The organism is Sphingomonas hankookensis (assembly GCF_028551275.1).
GTDB classification, from domain to species: domain Bacteria; phylum Pseudomonadota; class Alphaproteobacteria; order Sphingomonadales; family Sphingomonadaceae; genus Sphingomonas; species Sphingomonas hankookensis_A.
On the sequence record NZ_CP117026.1, the window covers coordinates 53,991 to 67,213 of the forward strand.

The 13,223-nt window shown below is 63.5% G+C and carries 15 protein-coding genes; 11 read left to right on the top strand and 4 right to left on the bottom strand.

What is annotated here, in order from left to right:
* The first annotated feature begins 16 nt into the window (after positions 1-16).
* The gene (locus PPZ50_RS17205) at positions 17-3,280 is read left to right on the top strand and encodes a conjugal transfer protein TraG N-terminal domain-containing protein (RefSeq protein WP_064312071.1); all 3,264 of its coding nucleotides are present in this window, start codon (positions 17-19) and stop codon (positions 3,278-3,280) included.
* Here the strand turns inward: PPZ50_RS17205 and PPZ50_RS17210 are convergent.
* Positions 3,261-3,515, bottom strand: a complete 255-nt coding sequence (locus tag PPZ50_RS17210) for a hypothetical protein (protein ID WP_029623254.1) — start codon at positions 3,513-3,515, stop codon at positions 3,261-3,263. The two genes, PPZ50_RS17205 and PPZ50_RS17210, sit on opposite strands and share 20 nt — an antisense overlap.
* Positions 3,516-3,592: 77 nt before the next feature.
* On the opposite strand from PPZ50_RS17210, the gene PPZ50_RS17215 reads away from it, so the two are divergent.
* From PPZ50_RS17215 to PPZ50_RS17235, 5 genes are all read left to right on the top strand, one after another.
* The gene (locus PPZ50_RS17215; RefSeq protein WP_272815859.1) at positions 3,593-3,988 is read left to right on the top strand and encodes a hypothetical protein; all 396 of its coding nucleotides are present in this window, start codon (positions 3,593-3,595) and stop codon (positions 3,986-3,988) included.
* 68 nt (positions 3,989-4,056) lie between these two features.
* The gene (locus tag PPZ50_RS17220) at positions 4,057-4,680 is read left to right on the top strand and encodes an SOS response-associated peptidase family protein (RefSeq protein ID WP_066760145.1); all 624 of its coding nucleotides are present in this window, start codon (positions 4,057-4,059) and stop codon (positions 4,678-4,680) included.
* A 43-nt stretch (positions 4,681-4,723) separates the two neighbouring features.
* Complete coding sequence (locus PPZ50_RS17225; protein ID WP_066760143.1) at positions 4,724-5,005, top strand: HU family DNA-binding protein; 282 nt, start codon at positions 4,724-4,726, stop codon at positions 5,003-5,005.
* 174 nt (positions 5,006-5,179) lie between these two features.
* Positions 5,180-5,374: a hypothetical protein gene (locus PPZ50_RS17230; protein ID WP_010409232.1), complete on the top strand. Its 195-nt coding sequence runs from the start codon at positions 5,180-5,182 to the stop codon at positions 5,372-5,374.
* Between the two features lie 474 nt (positions 5,375-5,848).
* On the top strand, positions 5,849-6,310 hold the full coding sequence (locus PPZ50_RS17235; protein WP_066760141.1) for a YkgB family protein: 462 nt from the start codon (positions 5,849-5,851) through the stop codon (positions 6,308-6,310).
* 9 nt (positions 6,311-6,319) lie between these two features.
* Here the strand turns inward: PPZ50_RS17235 and PPZ50_RS17240 are convergent, their stop codons facing one another.
* Together PPZ50_RS17240 and PPZ50_RS17245 are read right to left on the bottom strand one after the other, a co-directional pair.
* Positions 6,320-6,970 (bottom strand): DUF1109 domain-containing protein, encoded by a 651-nt coding sequence (locus tag PPZ50_RS17240; RefSeq protein WP_066760187.1) that lies wholly within the window; start codon positions 6,968-6,970, stop codon positions 6,320-6,322.
* A 5-nt stretch (positions 6,971-6,975) separates the two neighbouring features.
* Positions 6,976-7,503: a sigma-70 family RNA polymerase sigma factor gene (locus PPZ50_RS17245; protein ID WP_066760140.1), complete on the bottom strand. Its 528-nt coding sequence runs from the start codon at positions 7,501-7,503 to the stop codon at positions 6,976-6,978.
* A 265-nt stretch (positions 7,504-7,768) separates the two neighbouring features.
* On the opposite strand from PPZ50_RS17245, the gene PPZ50_RS17250 reads away from it, so the two are divergent.
* From PPZ50_RS17250 to PPZ50_RS17270, 5 genes are all read left to right on the top strand, one after another.
* Positions 7,769-8,164, top strand: a complete 396-nt coding sequence (locus tag PPZ50_RS17250; protein WP_082731213.1) for a thioredoxin family protein — start codon at positions 7,769-7,771, stop codon at positions 8,162-8,164.
* 19 nt (positions 8,165-8,183) lie between these two features.
* The gene (locus PPZ50_RS17255; protein ID WP_241215454.1) at positions 8,184-8,900 is read left to right on the top strand and encodes a cytochrome c biogenesis CcdA family protein; all 717 of its coding nucleotides are present in this window, start codon (positions 8,184-8,186) and stop codon (positions 8,898-8,900) included.
* A 30-nt stretch (positions 8,901-8,930) separates the two neighbouring features.
* Positions 8,931-9,662 carry a DUF1223 domain-containing protein gene (locus PPZ50_RS17260; RefSeq protein WP_066760138.1) on the top strand — a complete coding sequence of 244 codons (732 nt, stop codon included), beginning with the start codon at positions 8,931-8,933 and terminating at the stop codon, positions 9,660-9,662.
* A gap of 259 nt (positions 9,663-9,921) precedes the next feature.
* On the top strand, positions 9,922-10,713 hold the full coding sequence (locus PPZ50_RS17265) for a cytochrome b/b6 domain-containing protein (RefSeq protein ID WP_066760136.1): 792 nt from the start codon (positions 9,922-9,924) through the stop codon (positions 10,711-10,713).
* Complete coding sequence (locus PPZ50_RS17270) at positions 10,710-11,474, top strand: molybdopterin-dependent oxidoreductase (protein WP_066760134.1); 765 nt, start codon at positions 10,710-10,712, stop codon at positions 11,472-11,474. Before PPZ50_RS17265 ends, PPZ50_RS17270 begins: the two co-directional genes overlap by 4 nt.
* 133 nt (positions 11,475-11,607) lie before the next feature.
* Here the strand turns inward: PPZ50_RS17270 and PPZ50_RS17275 are convergent, their stop codons facing one another.
* Positions 11,608-13,038, bottom strand: coding sequence for an ISNCY family transposase (locus PPZ50_RS17275; protein ID WP_066760133.1), 1,431 nt, complete (start codon positions 13,036-13,038; stop codon positions 11,608-11,610).
* Positions 13,039-13,223 lie beyond the last annotated feature (185 nt).

The following is a 13,223-nucleotide window of genomic DNA, read 5'->3' on the forward strand; positions in this document are numbered from 1 at the left end:
CAAGGGAGCGACGGCGATGGGCGGGCTCGAAGTCTTCACGATCGGCGGGGGCGAATATATCGTCAACGTCTTCAACGCGGTCGCGGCATGGACCGGGGGCGGGGGCTACCGCTCGATGCTCCAGGTCGTGATGGTGATGGGCTTCATCTACTCGCTGTTCGTCGTCGCCTTCTCGCTCGACTGGCGGGCGTGGTTCAACTGGTTCCTCCAGTCGACGCTCATCTACATGATGCTGATGGTCCCGACCGTCACGGTGAAGGTGACCGACCGGATCAACCCCGCGCTCGCGCCCTCGGTGGTCGACAACGTGCCGCTGGGCCTGGGCGTGATGGCCTCGTTTACGAGCCAGGTCGGCGACTGGATGACGCGCTCGGCCGAGACCGTGTTCGTCATGCCCAACGCGCTCGCGCTGACCAACAACGGCATGATCTACGGCGCGCGGCTGATGGACAAGGCACGCACGTTCCAGATCACCGACAGCGTGTTCCGCGCCAACCTCGATGAGCATCTGAAGCAATGCACCTTCTATGACGTGCTGCTCGGCTTCAAGGCGATGGACGACCTGACCAAGACCAGCAACCTGTGGGAGTCGATCGGGCCGGGGTCGCCGGCGCGCAGCCAGCGCTGGATCAGTTCGACCGGTCCCGGCACCACCGAAAATTCGATAATCCCGTGCAACGAAGCCTATTCGCGCATGGATGCCCAGTGGCAGACGGCCTACGACAAGGATCTGATCCCGTTCGCCAGGAACGCCTATCCTGGCATCGCCGACACGATCGCGGCGCAGCGCATTCGCGATGACCTGCCGGTGGTCGCGGCGCAGATGCACGGCACCTCGACCGATGCCTATTCGTACCTGAAACAGATCTCGATGATTGACGCGTTCCTGGCCGCGCGCGAGAGCTTCTCAGACGCCGGGTGGGACGCCTATGCGTCGCAGCGCGCGGACGCCCAGGCCAAGAACACCTACACCTCGATCGCTACGCAGGCGATGACCTGGGTGCCGCTTCTCGGCATCGTCCTGACGGTCGTATTCTACGCGATGTTCCCGGTGCTTTTCCCGCTGTTCCTGTTCCCCAGGACCGGCCTGCAGACGCTCAAGGGCTATGCGACCGGGTTCTTCTACCTCGCCTCCTGGGGGCCGCTCTACGTCATCCTGCACATGTTCGTGATGAGCAGGGCGGCGAGCCTCTATCACGCGGCGGCGCCGATCGGGCCGACGCTGCTGGTTTCGGACGGCATGGCGAGCGTCAATGAATCGATCTCGACGCTCGCCGGCTTCCTGATGATGAGCGTGCCGTTCATCGCCGGCGGGATGGCGCGCGGCGCGATGGCGATCGCGGGGCATGCGACCTCGATGTTGCAACCGGCGCACAGCGCGGCCGAACAGGCCGCGACCGAGCGCACCACCGGCAACTACTCGTACGGCAATACCTCATTCCAGAACCTGACGTCGGGCATGACCCAGGCGAACAAGTTCGACGATCAGCCCAAGTTCAATTCGGGCTATTCGGTCGGCACGTTCACCAACGCCGACGGTGGCGTGACGTACGGCTTCGCGGACGGGACCAACGCGTTCGATACCCGCCAGGGCATCTCGAACCTCGCATTCACGCCGACGCGGACCGCCGGGTTCGACAGCAGCATGAGCCGGGCGCTCTCGGACGGGCAGACGCACACCCAGTCGCTCCGCAGCGCGGCATCGCAATCCTGGAACGCGACGGCGACGACGGCGACGGATCTGTTGACGGCCGCTGAGCATCGGCGTGGTAGTTCGACCGAGACGGGGTCGGGGTTCAATAACAGCATCACCAGAATGACGGAGGCATCTCGGAGCCTTTCCACCGGACTGAGCAATCGCTTTGGTCTTAGTGAGTCCGATGCACAGCAAGTCGCCCGTGCTTCGCAGACCACAGGCGACGCGAACGCCGGCATAGAAGTTCTTAAGAAGTTGTGGGGCGTCACCGGAAGGGCTGGCCTCAGCGGTAAAATCGCATCGATCGCGACCGAAAATACGAACAGGACGCTGTCGGCCGATAACGCCTACGGGGAATTACAAGACTACATTACAAAGGAAACTAACTCGACGCAGGCCCGGGCAGCACGCGACGAATTCATGCGTGAATCTAGCACGAGCGGAGATAGCGAGGTTCGGTCGCTGTCGCAGAAGCTGGGCGTCAGCGTCGGGGAATCGCGGTCGGCGTCGTTGGAAGCAACTCGAGCCGAAGAGACGTTCCAGCGGGTCAGCAACGATGTCAGGGAGGCCTCGGCGCGGGGCTGGTCGCTCAATCGGAACGAGAGCCAGGAGTTTGTCGTGTATGCCCAGGAGCGGCTTCTCGGCGACGACACGCTGTCGCAGTTCGGGTGGACGCCAGGCATGGTCATGCCGCGCACGCCGCAACAGGAACAGGTGCGCGATATCCTGCTTGGCGAATTTATGGAGCGCCGCGTCGCATCGGTCCGCGACGAACTGGGTGTAAGCGTGCCTGAGCGTCTGTCGGGGCAGTTGCATGGCCCCGCATCGGCGACCCCGGGTGCGGTAAACCAATGGGGCAACCAGCGCGCAGCCGGTGTCAGGGCACAAGGACCGGACGTGTCGATCCGCGAAAGTTCGCGCGATCTCGACTTGGCCGGCAATGTCGCAGACGCGATCCCGAATGCGTCAGCGCGCATCACCCGTGGTGCATTCGAGGTCGGCAACGGTGTCGACGAGGCGAGAGGGACGGCGGGTCAGCTAGGTGACCATGTCCAAGAACGCAATGATGCGTGGATCACGACGACACTTCCCGGTGTTGAGGGCGCGCGCAACTGGGTCCGTGACAATCTCGGGATCGGAGCTGGCACCAGCCATGTTTACGAAGTCCCGCGCGGTGAACGTGCGATGCTGCCGATTTCGGGGCGGCTGAGTTCGGGAATGGGTGGTCGGATCGACCCGGTCACTGGCGAGCCCGGACGGCATCACCGAGGGGTGGATATTGCCGCGCCAGCAGGGACGGAGATCCGCGCACCTGCATCGGGCCAGGTCATCCGAAACGACTTCCAGGCCAACGGGGCCGGCAATTATGTGGTCCTGCAGCACGGCGACGGGTCGCAGAGCAAATACTTCCACATGCAGGATCGGTCTGGCTTCCAGGTCGGCAGCACGGTCGAAGCTGGGGCGGTGATCGGGCGTGTTGGCAGCACCGGGAAATCGACCGGTTCGCACCTTCATTATGAATTATGGAAGGATGGCGCTCCGGTCGATCCGAGGCGGTTCCAGCTTAGGAATGGCCGGGAGTGAAGATGAAGGCGAAAGCCATTACTATTGCAATAAACACAAAGAAAAGCTTTGCATGTGAGTTGTCGCTCACTTCGGGTGGCTCAAATTCATCGTGTCTAGTGGCTTCAGCCAATGCCTCCCGGCCTACATGCGTCATTTGATCGTACATGTTGCTAGGATTGATATATCCGTTTGAAGACGAGCCACCGATTGGGAACCGATCCCAGTCCATCTGGCCAGGTTCGTGGTTCAACATGGCCGCTCCTTCCTCAATCCGTGGCTGACCGTGCTGGTCAGAATTAGGCTTGCAAAGCCTAGCATATCGGATTGAGTTTGGCGAGGATTTTCACCCGTACTGACGGAGTGGGCACGGTGGAGCAGGACGGCGAAAACCCGCGCACGATCGAACGCTACGAGGCGCTGCTGCGCGAGCATCTGCTGTTCTACGATGCGCTGCGTCTGCGCGAGCGCCGGCCGAGGAGCGCGGCGCAGCGCCAGTTCCAGGACGTGGCGTGGGGGAAGGCCGCGCCGGTCACCGATCACGAGTGCGCCTATGTCTGGCACCTGAAGGCGCGCGGGATCGCGCCGTTCAACACGCCGGCGCCGGCACCGCATATCGACGACGTGATGGCCGGATTCGACGTCGGCGCGCGGCCGGTTAGTGGCGACGTCGGCACGAAATGGGATAATGCCTGGCGCGAGTATCGTGGTGGCCGGGAGTTCTTCTGAGCCAAACAGATTAAAGGAGTGGACCGATCTGCAACCGATATCGCCTGAGCGCCAAACAGGCCGCGGTGATGCGGTCGGTCGGGTTCGAGCCGCCGTATCCCGAGGACGAGACCTACCCGGTGCCGCGCGAGATCTTCCCGACCGGCAAGAAGACCGCGCGCTATGGCTTGGTCGTCAGGCGGGCAGGGGAGCGTAACCGCCCGCTTGAGCCGATCGCGATGGAATGGGGCTTCCCGACCAAGGTAGCGAGCAAGCGCGACCCGGCGGTCAAGCTGGACAAGTTCGTCACCAATGCGCGGAATCTCTCATCGTCGATGTGGAAGCCGTCGATCGCCAGTCCCGATCGCCGCTGCCTGGTCCCGTTCACGCATTTCGCCGAACCACATCCCGAGGGCGGGAAGGGCGATGACGGCAAACCCCGCCAGATGTGGTTCTCGCTGCCTGACCAGCCCATCGCCTTCTTCGCCGGTCTGTGGCGGCCGACCGAGCGCGGCGATGCCTATGCCTTCTGCACCACCTCTCCCAACCCCGCCGTCGCGCCCTGGCATCCCAAGGCGATGCCGGCGATCCTCCACCCCCGCGATTTTACGACATGGCTCGACGGGAGCCATGAAGATGCCCTGAAGCTCGTCCGCCCCTACGAGGGTGAGATGAGCGCGCAGGAGGCAACTCCCGATGGCGGTTCGGCATGAACCGGGCTAGGCCGGTACAATCATTCACCACCGGGACGTGTTCATGACGACTACATCCGATCTGGCCGAGCAGATCTCCAACACCCATGGCCTCGCAAAGGCCGACGCCAGGAAAGTCATCGATGCGATCCTTGCGAACATCACCGCGGCCGTCGCGACCGGCGAGGAAGTCAGCCTCAACGGGTTCGGCAAGTTCAAGCTGAAGGACACCCCCGAGCGTCAGGGGCGCAACCCATCGACGGGCGAGGCGATCACGATCGCGGCGTCACGCAAGCTGACGTTCGCGCCGGCGAAGGCGGTCCGCGATCGGATGAACGGCAAGTGATAAACGGGCCAGGGTTTTAGAACGCTGGCCTAAACTGAGGGGACTTCATGGCCGATACCGCAGCCGACTACCGCGCGAGGGCAGCGGCCGACCTTGCCGAGGCCCAGCAGCTCGTTCTGCCCCATGCTAGGGACCGTATGCTGCATTCGGCCGATCGCTGGTCGAAGATGGCTGATGCGGCCGATCGCCGTGTCCGGTAACGAAAGCACGACGGTCGCGCTCGACGTGGCTAACTGGTCAGCGGTCCAGGCAATGGTCGAGCGTCTCGACGACAGGGCTGTGATAGCGATCTACGAGCTGGCCGAAGGCGCTGGTCCGGTCGCGGACCTCGCGGCCGCACAGATGGAAAAACGCAACCTCGACTATTGAGCCAAGTTAAGAGTTCGGCCGCTGGTTAAGCCGCTGTTGCCAAGCCGGCACAAGCCACGTTCCTGTTGTTCCCGCGATTTAGAGAAGACATAATCGTCACCAGATAGAAATGACACCGTCTGGTAGCAGCGGGGGCAGCGTGGAGCCATCCAAACAGCGCAGCGCTGCCCCCGCTGATGCCATTACCTCACGGCTCCTGACCCCGGACCCGCTGCGCCAGCAGCGGGCTTGGTTACCCTGGTTTTCACGCGGCTGACCTTTCCCGAAACTCCATGTCCGATGCCGCATTTCGGGAAAATACAATCGGGAACATATTTCGGGAAAATCAGCCCCGGAGCCGCGAGGCGTAGCCGGTTTGCGGCCCAGGATCTCGATCGACCTTCCCAATCGGGAATGTCGGGGGCGAGCCTTGGCTGGGGAGGCGTTGTAACCCATCTCCGTCCCGCTTCGTAAGCGCTCCCAAAGGGGAGATTTATGACGACTAGCTACGTTCCGAACGACGCCACCACCATCGCTGCGTTGCGATGGTCGATCGTCATCGTTTTCGCATTATTCGGCATCGCCAAGTTCGCGGCATATGAGGCCGAGGGCGTGGCAAAGATCGCAAGCCACTATCCGCTCTTTAGCTGGATGTATCCGATCTGGGGCGAGCGTGGCGCAAGCAACGTCATCGGTACTATCGAGTTGCTGACAGGAGCAATGATCGCGCTCGGCGCTCGCTATCCGTTCGCAAGCCTCGCCGGCGGTGCGATGGGCGTATTCACCTTTTGCGTCACGCTCAGCTTCTCATTGGGTGCGCCCGCGTTCTGGCAGGCGGGATACGGCGCTCCGTTTCTCGGGTCGACCGGCCAGTTCCTGATGAAGGACGCCGTGCTGCTGGCAGCCTGTTACGCACTCGCGGTCGACGGACAACGCCGAATGCCGCGCGGCGACTGACGCACGCGGTCACCAGCGCAGGAGCCTTGGACCCATCAGCGCTCCTACGCTGGCGGCGAGGGCAATTCCTAGTGTGTACCAGGTAAGCACGAAGATGGCCGATACCTCGGGGCAGTGAAGGCAGTAGATCGTCGCCGCCCATCCCCCGGCGCTCAGTCCCGCTGCAGCACCGGCGGCCCTGAAGTGTGTCGGCGCGAGACGCCGGAACGACCACAGCAATCCGGCGAAGATCGGGATCGACAGGGTCAGGACGTGCCACGGACAGCTCCGCCAGCTTTGGCCCAGCCACATCGCCAGCCAGTCGCCAGAGGGCGTCGAGGCGAGTTCGACCACCCCGACGCCTGCCAGGAGGAGCGCCGGCACCGCCAGCAGCCATAGGCCGCGCGGGACGCTCGCGTCCGGACGAGCCAGCTTCACCGCCGTGGACATCGCCACCATCGCGATCGACAGGGTGTAGGCGGCCTTGATCCAGAAGGACGATCCTTGCATCGCCGCATCCAGATCGGGGCGAACGCCGATCGTGGCGCCCATGTAGAGAGCCGCGAGGACGCATCCGGTCGCGATCCCGATGGCGATGCGCCGCGCGACGGCGTTAGGCGGCACACGCGCTACGTCGCGGCTGAGCTGTCGGATCAACTGTTCGGTGCTCTCAGTGCTCATTGCCGTCACCCTTTCAGCCGGGCGGCGAGCGCACGAAGGCCGCGATGCACGGAAATCTTGACGTCGGACTCCCCGATCCCGGCTCGGGTAGCGGCCTCCGCGATGCTTTGTCCGTCGATATGCGTGTCCCGAATGGCTCGCGACTGCTTGGGCGGCAGCGTGCCCAGCAGACGGGCGACATCGATCCGGGCATTCGCGGATGCTTCGAAACCCTCCGTCACCAGCATTGCCTCCACGTCCTCGATCGGGATGTGCCGGCGCTGTCGGCGCAGGTGATCGATCATGCGATAGCGTGCGATGGCATAGAGCCACGCCGTGAAGGGGCGGCCGCGATCCCAGGTCGCCCGGCGGCCATGCACGGCGATCAAGGTTTCCTGCACCAGGTCATCCACTTCGTTGCTGCCGGCGAGCCGCCGGCGATAAAAACGTTCCAGCAGCGGGACGAGCGCGCGCAGTAGCGCAGCGTGAGCGGCAGCGTCGCCATCCAGCCCCCCGATCATCAATGCCTTGAGCTGATCTTCGCTTTGCCCCATCTACACCCCGCAACGCCGCGTCGATCAGTATCGAGCGGGATATTGCGAATGATCAAGGGGCATAGCGTCCAAGCATAGTCCGGAACGACCAGCGTTCGTCACCGGCACCTGTTCGTCGTCCATGCAGTCCTACCCTCCAACGCGCCGGTGCACGGACTACGCGGGAGCGCGGCGTTTGGTTACAACGGCATCTTTTCATTCATGTGCCGTGTAACCGGCTTCCTGGTTGTCCCGTAGTGACAGGAACCATCAAGGGAGGTCACCGATGCGTTCCATGTTTCTGTCCGTCGCCGTCATCGCCGCGCCCATCACGATCGCGGCGCCCGCCCATGCGGCACCGACCGTCAAACCGTTCAATCAGGCCGCGTTCGATGCAGCGCAGAAGGCGGGCAAGCCGATCCTTGTCTGGGTCCATGCCCCGTGGTGCCCGGTATGCCGTCAGCAGGCAAAGACGATCGAGCGTGTCATCGCCGAACCCGCCTATCGCGACATGCAGGTCTTCCGGATCGACTATGACACGCAGAAGCCGCTTTGGCAGAAGTTCGGCGCGACGATGCAGTCGACCCTGATCGGCTTTCGCGGCAAGCGCGAAACCGGCCGCATCGCTCACGAGACCAACGATGCCAAGGTATCCGCGGTGATCCGCGGCGCGCTGGCCTGATCCTCTAATGGCCTCGGCGTTGAACCCCGCGCTCGCCTATGTGGCGGGCGCGCTCACCATCCTGTCGCCGTGCGTGCTGCCGCTGGTACCGATCGTCCTGTCGTCGGCGGCGCAGCGTCACCGCTTCGCGCCCGTGGCACTTGCGGCGGGACTGGTGCTGGCGTTCACCGCGACCGGCTTCGTCGTCGCCGCGTTCGGGCAGGCGCTCGGGATCGATACGCTTGTCGTCCGGAACGCCGGCGCGATCATCCTGTGCCTGGTGGGCATCGTCCTGCTGATACCTCGCCTTCAGGACGGGCTTTCACGGATCGCCACGCCTGCCGCAGCCTGGGCGAGCCGACAGCAAAGCGCACTCGACGACCGCGCCGGGTTGTGGGGTCAAGCGCTGATCGGGGCATTGCTCGGCATCGTCTGGGCACCCTGTGTCGGCCCCACGCTCGGCGCGGCGGTGGCGCTGGCGGCGGAAGGGAAGGATCTGGGCGAAGTAGCGCTGGTGATGGCGGCCTTCGGACTAGGTATCTCCACCGTGCTGCTGGTCATCGCCTTTGCCGCTCGCGGCGCGCTCGCCCGCTGGCGGGGGCGGATGATGGCAGCGGGCGGTCGCGGCAAGATCGTGCTTGGAGGACTGCTGTTAATCGTCGGCATTTTCATCCTGACAGGGGTGGATCGCCAACTCGAAGCCTTCCTACTCGATCATCTGCCCGACCGGGTAACCGAATGGTCGACCGCCTTTTAACATTCGTACTCTCCCACCGAGGCACTCTGCATGACGCACAACATCCTCTCCCTGCTGTCCCTGTTAGCGCTGGCCGGCTGCGGGCAGGCGCCCGCCGGAGCTGCCGCACAGCCCCGCCCGGTCAAACCACTCGTCGTCGGGACGCCCGCCGCGCCTGTGGTGGTCGAACTGTTCCAAAGCCAAGGCTGCTCGTCCTGCCCGCCTGCCAACGCCAACGTGAACGCCATTGCGGATGCGCCGGGCGTGCTCGCCTTATCCTTCGCCGTGACCTACTGGGATCGGCTCGGCTGGAAGGACACTTTCGGCTCCCCCGCCTGGACCGCGCGGCAATGGGACTATGCGCGTGCCGCTGGTCGCCCACAGGTGGCGACACCGCAGGTGATCATCAACGGCGGGCCCACTATCGTTGGCAGCAATCGTGCCCAGCTCGAAGCGGCTATACAGCGCGCCGGCCCTGCGCGTGGCGGTCCTGCCATATCGGTGCGCAATGGAGCCCTGACTCTGGCTGCCGGCAAAGACGTTCCATCGACGATCTGGCTGGTCCGCTACGATCCGCGGACGGTCGAGGTGCCGATCCGCGCCGGAGAGAATGGGGGGCGGACGCTCCCCCACCGCAATATCGTGCGGGAATTGGTAAAGCTGGGCAATTGGTCCGGCGCGGTGACGGAGTTGCCGCTGCCCAGCGCACCCCGCGGGCTGAGCTCCGCCGTTCTGGTGCAGCAGGGTACGGGCGGGCCGATCACCGCAGCGCGCAAGCTGTAAGCCGTTGGCGGTGCCGTCCGCGGCTGGGGATCGGCCGAGTTAGCGAGGCTGCACATCGGCCGACGATATTTCATCGGCCGTGTAACTCCGGCCGGTCAGCGATCGAAGTTGGGATTATGATGATGGGAATTTTCCACTCCATGCGCTCGACACGCCGGACCGGCGCTTGGGCAGACCACCCGGATGCAGGCCCCGGGTTACAAAACCCTCGCGACTATCGGCACGAAGCCGATGGTGTGCGGTACCGAGGAGGCTGCAGATGATCGAGCCGCTATCGACTTCAGCCACCGAGACCCGCGAGCGTGCAGAGCACGGCGGCGAACTGGTGTACCGGCATCGATTGCCGACAAGGCTTTGGCATTGGACCAATGCGGTGGCGATCATCGTCCTGCTAATGAGCGGGTTGATGATCTCGAACGCCCACCCGCACCTTTATTGGGGTGAGTATGGCGCGAATTTCGATCAGCCGTGGTGGTCTCCGCCGCGCTTTCCGGGCTGGGCAACAATCCCCTCAACATACAATCTGGCGCTTGCTCGCCACTGGCATCTGTTCTTCGCTTGGATTCTCGCGTTTGGCCTGCTTGCTCATCTGGTCATCAGTCTGGTCAACCGGCACATCCAGCGTGACCTGACGCTACGGCGCAGCGAACTTGCTCCTTCCCACCTCTGGCAAGACGTGAAGGATCATGCGCGCCTAAAATTCCCCACTGGTCAAGAAGCGCTCCGGTATAACGTCCTACAGAAGATCGCGTATATTTCGATCGTATTCGTCGTTATCCCGCTGCTGATCCTGACCGGGCTGAGCTTGTCTCCCGGATTCAACGCAGTCATGCACTGGCCGCTCGATCTTTTGGGCGGTCGCTCGTCGGCCCGCTCTCTGCATTTCATTTGCGCTGGTATCATAGCTGCGTTCATCGTCGTTCACCTGACTTTGGTGCTACTGGCGGGTCCGATCAACGAGGTCCGTTCGATGTTGACCGGCTGGTTCCGAGTGCCACCCGATCCCGACAAACATATCGCCAAGCTCAAGCGGACCTTGGACACGCAATGACAACGATTCTCACACGCCGCGCTCTTGTCGGCAGCCTTGCAGCCGGCGCCGGCACGATACTCTCAGGCTGCGACCGTCTAGGGCAAAATGAGCAATTTCGCGCGCTCCTCGCATCCGGCGAGCGGGGCAACTATGCCTTTCAGAGGCTATTGCAGGACCGGACGGCGCTAGCTGAGGAGTTCGCTCCTTCGCAGCGCTCGCCCGTTTTTCGAGCGAATGGCACCCGGATGCCGGGCGGAACCGATTATGCACGGCATCTTGCCGTCAACTTCAACGATTGGCGGCTGGTGGTCGACGGCGCTGTCGCTAACCCGCAAGCCTTTTCGCTCGACCAGATCAGGGCGATGCCGACCCGAACCCAGATCACACGTCATGACTGCGTGGAGGGCTGGAGCGCGATCGCGAAATGGCACGGTGTGCCCCTAAAGCTGTTGCTGGATCGCGCAGGTGTCAGTCCGCAAGCCCGTTTTATCGTGTTTCATTGTGCCGACCCACAGACCAACGGGACCATGTACTATGAATCGATCGACCGGATCGACGCCGTTCATCCGCAGACGATCCTGGCTTGGGGGATCAACGACCAGCTGCTTCCGGTCCAGAACGGCGCGCCGTTACGTCTCAGGGTAGAGCGGCAGCTCGGCTATAAACACGCGAAATATGTCCAGCGGATCGAGGCGGTCCCAAGCCTTGCCGGCATCTATGGCGGCAAGGGTGGGTATTGGGAGGATGCTGCAGGATATGAGTGGTACGCAGGACTCTGAGAGATCGCGATCACACGATAAATTTCTATGCTGGCGGTGGTTTGGACGTTGAACGTGTCCGACATTCCGCCAGCGAAAGCTGACATTCCCGTTTCACCATCCTTTGTGAGACGCTGGCAGGGGCGCCATGCAGTTATCCCGTCTGTTGGCGGACATACTCGCCCAAGCCGCGCGCGACGAGTTCGTCGTTGGAGAGGCGGGGGCCTCGCTTCAGGCGCTGATTGCCAAGTTTGCGGCGGTCCAGCTTCGGCCCGGGTGGTACGGGCGAGGGGGCCTTGAACACCCCGCCGGGCTGAGCGGTACGCGCCGGTTCGTTGTTGTTGCGCTTCGCGTGGTGCGGCTGCACCTGCTGGATGGCATGGGCGAGCGCCAGCGCCGCGTCGAGGTGCTTGTTGTCGACCACCGGTGCCTGGTTCACGCGGCGCATCTTGTCGAAGACGCGATAAGGCAGGACCTCGCCCTCGTGCTGGATCTCGAGGCGGCCGTCCGGGTATTCGCACACATCCACCTTCTTGCGCGCTAGCCCCTGAGCGACCGGGGTCGGCTCCAGGATGAACATGGCCTTGTTGTAGTGCAGGGTGAGGGCGCCGGTGACGGTGCGCTGCTCGCGCCAGACCATCTCGGCTTCAAGGTTCTCGTGGATGGCCAGCGGTCGGTGCAGATCGCGCGGGTCGAACGGCGCCTTGGCGAACCGCTGGTTGTGTTGCGCCATATAGGAGGGGAGGAAGGCGTTGGCTTCGTCGATGGTGTTGATGCGGTGGAGCCGCATCGCCTTGACGAGCCGGTCCTGCAGCGTCGCGTTGGCCCGCTCGACGCGCCCCTTCGCTTGCGGCGAGTTCGCGCAGATCAGATCGATGTTCAGCCGGTCCAGTGCCCGCCCGAGATGGGTCATCCCGTCGCCGTTCGCCGAGGCTGTGTTGTTGCGGAACGCGCTGTGCTTGTCCGTGTAGAAGGCGACCGGCTTGCCGTGCCGCTCGAGGTACGTCCGCGTCGCGCGCATGTAGGAAAAGGTGCTTTCGCTCTCGACCATCTCGAGGTGCATCAGCTCGCTCGTCGCGTCGTCGATGAACACCAGCAGCGTGCATTGCGGGCCGCGGTCCTCGAACCACCAGTGTTTCGAGCCGTCGACCTGGACCAGTTCGCCGCGACAGTCGCGCCGGTAGCGGGGTTGGTAGGGGCGCGGGCGCCTGGCCGCGCGGTCTTTCCAAAGGCCCGCCTCCATCATGATCTGACGCAACGTCTCACACGAGAGGCCCAAGCCGTGCCGCTCCGCAAGGTATTCGCGCGCGAGCGTCGGCCCGAAGTCGGCATAGTTTTCCCGCACGAGAGCGACGACCTCGGCGCGAAAGGCGTCGCTGTAGCGGCGGTTGCTCGGGCGTCCGCGCTTGCGCGACACGAGTCCAGCAGCGCCTTCCTGTCGAAGGCGATCGAGCAGCCGGTAGATTTGCCGCCGCTGGAGGCCAAGAAGCTCCATCGCGTCCGGGATCCGGATCTCGCCGCGGTCGAGCCGCATCAGCGTGTCGAACCGGGTGATCTCAGCAGCACTCATCGTCAGCACCGTCATACCATGCGCGTCCTCGTTGCCGAGGAAGGCTATGACACCGGCGACCCACTGAAAGCACCGGCAGTGCCGTTTCTATCTAGCAGGACGGTGTCATTTGTATCTGGCGCTTACACCTGTTGTTGCTGCCACTTAGAGAAGACACATTCGTCGCCAGATAGAACTGACACACCGTTGGTAGCAGCGGG